Below are 8,278 nucleotides of genomic sequence, written 5' to 3'. Positions count from 1 at the left end.
AACATCAGCCGCGTATGCACAACGCGACCCTGCCAAGAAGTTTGAGTCAGTGGACATGGCTTCATTAGAACATACGTTCGATGCTCAGCGCAGGACCGTCTGCACCGCGTACTCGACCACCGAGTCGAGATCGTCGCCCAGGTTCCCGGCAAGCCACTGCTGAGCAAGCTCGGCCATCGCACCGGTGTACAACGCCGCACCTACTTGCGCCGCAACGGGATCCGAGCCCGGATTCAACCGCCAACCCTCGGTCAGCACGCCCTCGCGCAGCAGGTCCTGGGTCGCCGTCCGCCGCGCGGCGAGCACCGGATTGGCGCGCGCGTCGGTGAACAGAATCCGTCCGCGCCGCGGGTCGGCCGAGCTGAAGCCGAGCACCGCGGCGATCCCGGCCCGCGTCCGGTCCCGAAGTGAATCACCCGACCCTGCGATCGCCGCCTCCACTTCCACTCCGAGCTGCGCACTGACCTGGTCGTAGACCGCGCCGAGCAAATCGTTCGTGTCCGCGAAACTCTCGTAGAAATAGCGCGTGTTCAGCCCGCACTCGCGACACACCGAACGCACGGCAATCGCGGCCTCACCCCCGTCGCCGAACAGACGGAACGCCGCGTCGATCAACTGCGCTCGACGTTCGGCGCGCCGGTCGGTCAGCGGCACGCCGGCCCATCGGGTCGGACTGGACACCACCACAGGGTAGGCCGAACCCGCCAACTCTGGTCACATCCGTGTCCAAATAGTATTCTGGCTACAGCTGTGACCAGAACGTCGAAGGGAACCACCGTGTACCTGCCGCACCAAATGGTCGGGCAGTTCGTCAACCAGCGCTTCGACGAGGGCGTGCGCAAGCACTTCTTCCGCGGCATGGAGTTCGCCGCACCCGTCGCCGACCCCGGCTGGTTCGGACCCGGCAGCGCCGTCTGGCACATGCATTCACATATGCACGCGCTCATCTTCGGCCTGCAGTGCGCTGCTTACCTCGAGCGACTGGACCCGTCGATCTATTGGATGGGCATGCACCATTCGCGACTGGTCAAGCGCGACGAGAACGGAACGGCCGTCCCCGAGATCGATCCCAAGGGCGCCTCGGTGCGACTCGGCCATTCCGTGGCGTTCTTCATCGGAACGGCGTACGGCTCGAGCGAGACCGCCGAGCGACTCGCCAAATCGGTGCGCTCGATGCACCACACCATCAAGGGCACCCGACCCGACGGTGCCACCTACGACGCCGACGATCCCGAATGGCTGCGCTGGAACTATGCGACGGTCGTCTGGGGCCTGGCCACCGCACACGAGCTGTATCACCCAAACCCGCTGCGCGGTAAGAAGATCGACGACTACTACGGCGAGTTCGTCCGCGTCGGACATGCACTCGGCGGCACGGACCTGCCCACCACCAAGGCCGACACCCTCGAGTGCCTGAAGTCGTATCTGCCCCGGCTCGCGGTCACCCACGGCATGGCGATGTCCACCGGGTCCAATCTCCCGATGCCGCACAGTGCGATCGATTGGGCCATCCGCGACACCATGCCGAAGTGGGCCAAGCAGCTGATCCAGCATCGCGATCCCAACATCGTCGAACGCACGGCCAGGCGCGCCGTCGTGTGGAGCATCATCAACGGCCTGCATGTCGCGGCCGGCCCGGCACCGGAATTCCGGCAGGCCCAGGCCAGGGTCAAATCCGGGACGACGGTGAAGCACACGCTGCCGGAATACACGCTCGGCGACGATCCGGTGCTATCTCGCAAAGAGGTGGAGCTCAGCTTGAACTAAGGCCCGGCGCAGACCGCGGGTGTGACCCGTTCCACACGTTTTCGCGGCTCATCGCCGATTTTGAGACACTGCCCCTATGAGTACCTCGAAACCCCGCGAGGTGGCGAAGCTGGACCGCGTACCGCTGCCGGTTGAGGCAGCCCGCGTCGGAGTGACCGGCTGGCAGATCACCCGCACAGGCGCGCGAGTCCTCAGCACGCTCACCGGCAAGGGCTCGCTGCAGCAGAAGATCATCCAACAGGTTCCGAAAGCGTTCGCCGACCTCGGGCCCACCTACGTCAAGTTCGGTCAGATCATCGCCTCGAGCCCGGGCGCATTCGGCGAGCAACTGAGCCGTGAGTTCCGCAGCCTGCTCGACGCGGTCCCGCCCGCCGACGAGGACGAAGTGCACAAGCTGTTCCGGGAGGAGCTCGGCGACGAGCCGACCGACCTGTTCGCGAAGTTCGACGAGAAACCGTTCGCGTCGGCCTCGATCGCCCAGGTGCACTATGCGACGTTGCACAGCGGCGAAGAAGTCGTCGTCAAGATCCAGCGACCCGGCATCCGTCGTCGCGTCGCCGCCGACCTGCAGATCCTCAAACGTGGTGCGCGTCTTGTGGAGTTCGCCAAGCTCGGGCAGCGGCTGTCAGCTCAGGACGTCGTCGCCGACTTCGCCGACAATCTCGCCGAGGAGCTGGATTTCCGGCTCGAGGCGCAGTCGATGGACGCATGGGTGTCGCACATGCACGCCTCCCCGCTGGGCAAGAACATCCGTGTGCCGCAGGTCTATTGGGATCTGACGAGCGCGCGGGTGCTCACCATGGAGCGCGTCGACGGTGTCCGTATCGACGACGTCGCGGCGATTCGCAAGGCCGGTTTCGACGGCACCGAACTCGTGAAGGCGTTGCTGTTCAGCGTCTTCGAGGGCGGGCTGCGGCACGGCCTGTTCCACGGCGACCTGCACGCGGGCAACTTGTTCGTCGACCCCGACGGCAAAATCGTGTTCCTTGACTTCGGCATCATGGGCCGCATCGACCCTCGCACACGGTGGCTCCTCAGAGAGCTCGTGTACGCGCTGCTGGTGAAGAAGGACCACGCGGCAGCCGGCAAGATCGTCGTCCTGATGGGTGCGGTCGGCACCATGAAGCCCGAAGCCCAGGCCGCCAAGGATTTGGAGAAGTTCGCGACTCCGCTGACCATGTCGTCGCTGGGCGATATGAGTTATGCCGAGATCGGGAAACAACTTTCGACGCTGGCCGACGCGTACGACGTGAAGCTGCCGCGCGAACTGGTGCTGATCGGCAAGCAGTTCCTCTACGTGGAGCGCTACATGAAGCTGCTCGCACCCAAGTGGCAGATGATGACCGACCCGCAGTTGACGGGGTACTTCGCGAACTTCATGGTCGAGGTCAGCAGGGAGCACACCGAAGAAGTCGAGGCCTGAGTGCACCGACGAGCGCTTGCGCGAGGAGCAATGTGATCAGCCGCACCGGCACCGCCACGTCCGGCGATCTGGACATCTACTACGAGGACATGGGCGACCCGAACGATCCGGCGGTGCTGCTCATCATGGGCCTCGGTGCGCAATTGTTGTTGTGGCGCACCGAGTTCTGCGAGATGCTCGTCAATCAGGGTTTGCGCGTCATCCGCTACGACAACCGCGATGTCGGGCTGTCGTCCAAGGTGACGGGGCAGCACTCCGGCGCGGCGCTGGCGCCACGAATGGTGCGGTCCTTCCTCGGGCTCAAGAGCCCGGCCGTGTACACGCTCGAGGATGTCGCCGATGACGCCGCCGCCCTGCTCGACCATTTGAAGATCGACGCGGCCCACGTCGTCGGCGCATCGATGGGCGGCATGATCGCGCAAATCTTCGCCGCCCGGCACAAGGTGCGCACGAAGACGCTCGCCGTCATCTTCTCGAGCAACAACCAGCCGGTGCTGCCGCCGCCCGGTCCCAAACAACTGCTGGCCATTCTGCAGCGACCCAAGGGCACGACCCGCGAGGCGATCATCGAGAACGCGATCCGGGTCAGCCGCATCATCGGCAGTCCCGGCTATCCCGCGCCTCACGAGCGTGTCCGCGCCGAGGCGATCGAGGGATATGACCGCGCCTATTACCCGGCGGGCATCGGTCGTCAATTCGCGGCGATCATGGGCAGCGGCAGCCTGCTGCACTACAACCGCCAGATCACCGCACCCACCGTCGTCATTCACGGCAAGGCCGACAAGCTGATGCGCCCGTTCGGCGGACGTGCGGTGGCCCGCGCAATCAAGGGTGCGCGGCTGGTGCTCTTCGACGGCATGGGACACGAGTTGCCGCGCGAACTGTGGGACGACATCGTCGGTGAACTGAAGACGAATTTTTCGGCGGCGTAGCGGTTTACAGCTGTGTAAGCGGTGTGATCTTTCACTCGCAATTAGTGACCGAGAACGATCAGGTCTAGATTCGAAGCCGAGTGCTTCAGGGCTTTGCGAGCTGTCAACGGCGATGACGGTAGGGCTGCTGATATGCCCCAGAAAGGCACCGAACCGATGGCTGTTGCCCGCAAGTTAGAACCGCATTTCGACGACGTACAGGCGCATTACGACCTGTCCGACGAGTTTTTCCGCCTATGGCTGGATCCCAGCCAGACCTACAGCTGCGCCTATTTCGAGCGTGACGACATGACGCTGCAAGAAGCCCAGCTCGCCAAGATCGACCTGGCACTGGGCAAGTTGGGTCTGCAACCCGGCATGACGTTGCTCGACGTCGGTTGCGGCTGGGGCTCGACCATGCTGCGCGCGCTCGAGCGCCACGACGTCAACGTGGTCGGGCTGACCTTGAGCGAGAACCAAAAGGCCCATGTGGAAAAGGTTTTCGCGAACTCGGACAGTCCACGCGAGAAGCGGGTGTTGCTGCAGGGCTGGGAGCAGTTCGACGAGCCCGTCGACCGCATTGTGAGCATCGGAGCGTTCGAGCACTTCGGGTTCGACCGCTACGACGATTTCTTCGAGATGGCCTATCGGTCGATGCCCGACGACGGCGTGATGCTGCTGCACACCATCACCGCGCTGACGCTGCCGCAGATGGCGGATCGCAAGATTCCGCTGACCTTCGAGGTGGCGCGCTTCGTTAAATTCATTCTCACCGAGATCTTCCCCGGCGGACGGCTGCCGTCGATCGAGAAGGTCTCCGAGCACGCGACCCCGGCCGGATTCACCCTGACCCGCCGCCAGTCGCTACAGCTGCACTATGCGCGCACGCTGGACACGTGGTCCGCCGCGCTGGAGGCGCACCGGGACGACGCGATCGCTGCTCAGTCCGAGGCGGTCTACGACCGCTATATGCACTATCTAACTGGCTGCGCCAGAGGCTTTCGGATGGGCTATATCGACGTCAACCAATTCACGCTCGCCAAACAGGCGTCGAATTAGGGCCTGAACCGCGCCAAACGCTAGGGTGTACGACCAGATCACAGTGACGAATCCGTAGACGTCACCAGGAAGGCCAACTAGCGAATCATGTCTGACAACTCCACCGGCACCAAGGATATGACTCCTCACTTCGAGGACATCCAGCATCACTACGACCTGTCGGACGACTTCTTCGGCGTGTTCCAGGACCCGACGCGCAAGTACAGCTGCGCGTTCTTCACCAGTCCCAACGTGACGCTGTCCGAGGCCCAGATCGCCAACGTCGACCAGCACCTCGACGCACTGGACCTCAAGCCCGGCATGACCCTGCTCGAGGTCGGCTGCGGCTGGGGCCTGACCCTGCAGCGGGCGATGGAGAAGTACGACGTCAACGTCATCGGCCTGACCTTGTCGAAGAACCAGAAGGCCTACTGCGATCAGCTGCTGGCCAAGGTCGACAGCGAGCGCACGTTCGACGTGCGCCTGGAGGGCTGGGAGCAGTTCCACTCCCCCGTCGACCGCATCGTGTCCATCGAGGCCTTCGAGCACTTCGGCTTCGAGCGCTACGACGATTTCTTCAAGACCTGCTTCGACATACTGCCCGATGACGGCCGGATGACCATTCAGAGCAGTGTCGGCTACCACCCGTATGACCTGGCCGAGCGCGGCAAGAAGCTGACGTTCGAGTTGGCCCGGTTCGTCAAGTTCATCATCACCGAGATCTTCCCGGGCGGCCGCCTGCCGACCACCCAGATGATGGTCGAGCACGGCGAGAAGGCCGGCTTCGTGGTTCCCGAACCGAGGTCGCTGCGCAACCACTACATCAAGACCCTCGGCATCTGGGCCGACCGCCTGGAGCGCGACAAGGAAGCGGCGATCGCCGCCACCGACGAGGAGAACTACCACCGCTACATGCGGTATCTGTTGGGCGCGCAGTACTACTTCATCGACGAGTCGATCGATGTCAGCCTGGTCACCTACCTGAAGCCGGGCGCCGCAGCCGCGTAGTCCTCAGGCCTGCCGAGTAGTCCTCGCCGCGGGTTGTCGGATCCCCGCGGCATGGTTCGTCGTCTTGGTAGAGAGTGGGACACAGGGTTCTGCTCGCAACCGGAAGGTGACGTCATGTACTACTTCGCGCTACTGCTGGGACCCGAATCCACCGACGAGCCCGACGCCGCCAGCCACGCCGAGATCATGTCGGCCTATGAGACGTTCCACGCCAAGTTCGGCTCCGCAATCCGCGCCGGCGACGCCCTCCTCCCGTCAGCCACGGGAGCCCGGATCACCGGTGGGCCCGACGCGCCGGTCGTCACCGACGGCCCGTTTGCCGAGGCGGCCGAAGTGGCCGGCGGCTACTACGTCTTCGAGGCGGACAATCTCGACGACGCATTGACGATCGCGGCGGCCATCCCCGCCTGTCAGCACGGCGCAGTCGAGGTGTGGCCGATGGTGGAGTACATGCCGCCGACCGAACCGCTTAACAACACCTGGATCGCGCTGCTGCTCGAGCCCGCCGACTCCGTCCTCGCGCCGGGAACCCCGGAGTGGAACGAAATCGCCGCGCAACACGGAAAGTTCGCCGCACAGGTGGGAGCTCGCGCCAACGGAGGTGCGCCGCTGCATGTGCCGTCGACGGCGACGACGGTGCGCGTGCGCGACGGCGAGGTGCTGCTCAGCGACGGGCCGTACATCGAGGGCGCCGAGGTGGCCAACGGCTTCCACATCCTCAACGTCGCCGACCGAGACGAGGCCATCAAGGTCGCTTCGATGATTCCGGCGACGACCATCGAGCTCCGCCAGCTCATGGGTATCTCCGGCCTCTAGCAGGCGCCGAATGACCGACCTGGACGGCGTCTTTCGACGCGAATGGGGCCCGGCCGTCGCCGCACTGGCGCGATGGTCCGGCGACCTCACCGTCGCCGAGGACGCCGTCCAGGAGGCCTTCGCCGATGCAATACGGACCTGGCCGCGCGACGGCGTTCCCGCCAACGTCGAGGGATGGATCGTGACGGCCGCGCGCAATCGTGCGCTTGATCGGCTGCGCCGCGAATCCGTCAGGCCTGGAAAAGAGCTTGCCGCGGTGCTCGACGACATAACCGCCCGCACCGACCGCCAGGGCGTGCCGCACCGGATTCGCGATGACGAACTGCGGATGATGTTCACCTGCGCGCACCCGGCACTGGACCCGCACTCACAGTTGGCCCTGACGCTGCGGCTGATATCCGGGCTCACAGTCGCCGAGATAGCCCGCGCCCTGCTCCAGTCGGAATCGGCGGTCGGTCAACGAATCACCCGGGCCAAGAACAAGATCAGGCACGCCAACATTCCGCTGAGGGTGCCACCGCCCGAACTGCTCCCTGAGCGCACTCCCCACGTACTTGCCTGCATCTATTCCGTCTTCACCGAGGGCTATTGGTCGACGGCCGGACCGTCGGCGATTCGCGACGAATTGTCCGACGAGGCCATTCGGCTTGCGGGCGAGGTGTGTTCGTTGATGCCCGATGCGCGCGACGGGCATGCACTGGCCGCGCTCGTGCTTCTGCATGACTCCCGACGGCAGACGCGCATCGACGCCGACGGTGCACTCGTACCGCTCGACGAGCAGGATCGCGGCCGGTGGGATCGCGCGCGCATCACGCGCGGGCTGGATCGACTTCGCAACGCAGCCGGAGCGACGGGACCGTACCTGCCGCAGGCGGTGATCGCGGCGCTGCACGCGACGGCCGCGCGGTGGGAGGACACGGACTGGGATGGGATCTGTCGGGCGTATGACCGACTGATCGCGATCACGGATTCCCCTGTCGCCAAGGCGAATCGGGCCCTCGCGGTCGGCTTTCGCGACGGGTTCGATGCCGGCCTGGCAGCCCTGGACGAGGTCGCCAAGGATGCGAGGATGGCGCGCTCGAACACCGTCGCATCGATTCGCGCCGACCTGCTTCGTCGGGCGGGTCGACATGTCGAGGCGCAGCAATGGTATATGCAGGCGCTGGACCGAGCCGGTTCCGAACCCGCCCGGCAGTTCCTGCGCAGGCGCTACGGCGAGTGTGGCGGGCAGCCGGCAGTCGCGGATACACCAGCCGGCGACTAGACATCCCAGGGCCGTAAGTTGTCAAGCAGCTGCGGGCGTGCGGTGTGTCCA

General features: G+C 64.9%; 8 protein-coding genes. 7 read left to right on the top strand and 1 reads right to left on the bottom strand.

What is annotated here, in order from left to right; all coding sequences use genetic code 11:
* Nucleotides 1-84: 84 nt before the first annotated feature.
* Nucleotides 85-681: a TetR/AcrR family transcriptional regulator gene (locus tag M1248_RS33010; protein WP_317150903.1), complete on the bottom strand. Its 597-nt coding sequence runs from the start codon at nt 679-681 to the stop codon at nt 85-87.
* 96 nt (nt 682-777) lie between these two features.
* Here M1248_RS33010 and M1248_RS33005 point away from each other — a divergent pair, with 96 nt between their 5' ends.
* From M1248_RS33005 to M1248_RS32975, 7 genes are all read left to right on the top strand, one after another.
* Nucleotides 778-1,767, top strand: a complete 990-nt coding sequence (locus tag M1248_RS33005; protein WP_317150905.1) for an oxygenase MpaB family protein — start codon at nt 778-780, stop codon at nt 1,765-1,767.
* 76 nt (nt 1,768-1,843) lie between these two features.
* Nucleotides 1,844-3,190: an AarF/ABC1/UbiB kinase family protein gene (locus M1248_RS33000; protein WP_317150902.1), complete on the top strand. Its 1,347-nt coding sequence runs from the start codon at nt 1,844-1,846 to the stop codon at nt 3,188-3,190.
* Nucleotides 3,191-3,279: 89 nt separating this feature from the next.
* Nucleotides 3,280-4,122, top strand: coding sequence for an alpha/beta fold hydrolase (locus M1248_RS32995; protein WP_410506781.1), 843 nt, complete (start codon nt 3,280-3,282; stop codon nt 4,120-4,122).
* Between the two features lie 156 nt (nt 4,123-4,278).
* Nucleotides 4,279-5,160, top strand: coding sequence for a cyclopropane mycolic acid synthase family methyltransferase (locus tag M1248_RS32990; protein ID WP_317150904.1), 882 nt, complete (start codon nt 4,279-4,281; stop codon nt 5,158-5,160).
* An 87-nt stretch (nt 5,161-5,247) separates the two neighbouring features.
* The gene (locus M1248_RS32985) at nt 5,248-6,147 is read left to right on the top strand and encodes a cyclopropane mycolic acid synthase family methyltransferase (protein ID WP_317150900.1); all 900 of its coding nucleotides are present in this window, start codon (nt 5,248-5,250) and stop codon (nt 6,145-6,147) included.
* Nucleotides 6,148-6,261: 114 nt separating this feature from the next.
* Nucleotides 6,262-6,963: a YciI family protein gene (locus tag M1248_RS32980; RefSeq protein WP_163735249.1), complete on the top strand. Its 702-nt coding sequence runs from the start codon at nt 6,262-6,264 to the stop codon at nt 6,961-6,963.
* A gap of 10 nt (nt 6,964-6,973) precedes the next feature.
* Nucleotides 6,974-8,227, top strand: coding sequence for an RNA polymerase sigma factor (locus M1248_RS32975; RefSeq protein WP_163735247.1), 1,254 nt, complete (start codon nt 6,974-6,976; stop codon nt 8,225-8,227).
* Nucleotides 8,228-8,278: the final 51 nt, after the last annotated feature.

Origin of the sequence: Mycobacterium sp. 29Ha (genome assembly GCF_032883055.1) — a bacterium.
Classification (GTDB): domain Bacteria; phylum Actinomycetota; class Actinomycetes; order Mycobacteriales; family Mycobacteriaceae; genus Mycobacterium; species Mycobacterium gallinarum.
Note: the sequence above shows the minus strand (reverse complement) of the source record. Positions and strands in the feature narration are given on the sequence as shown.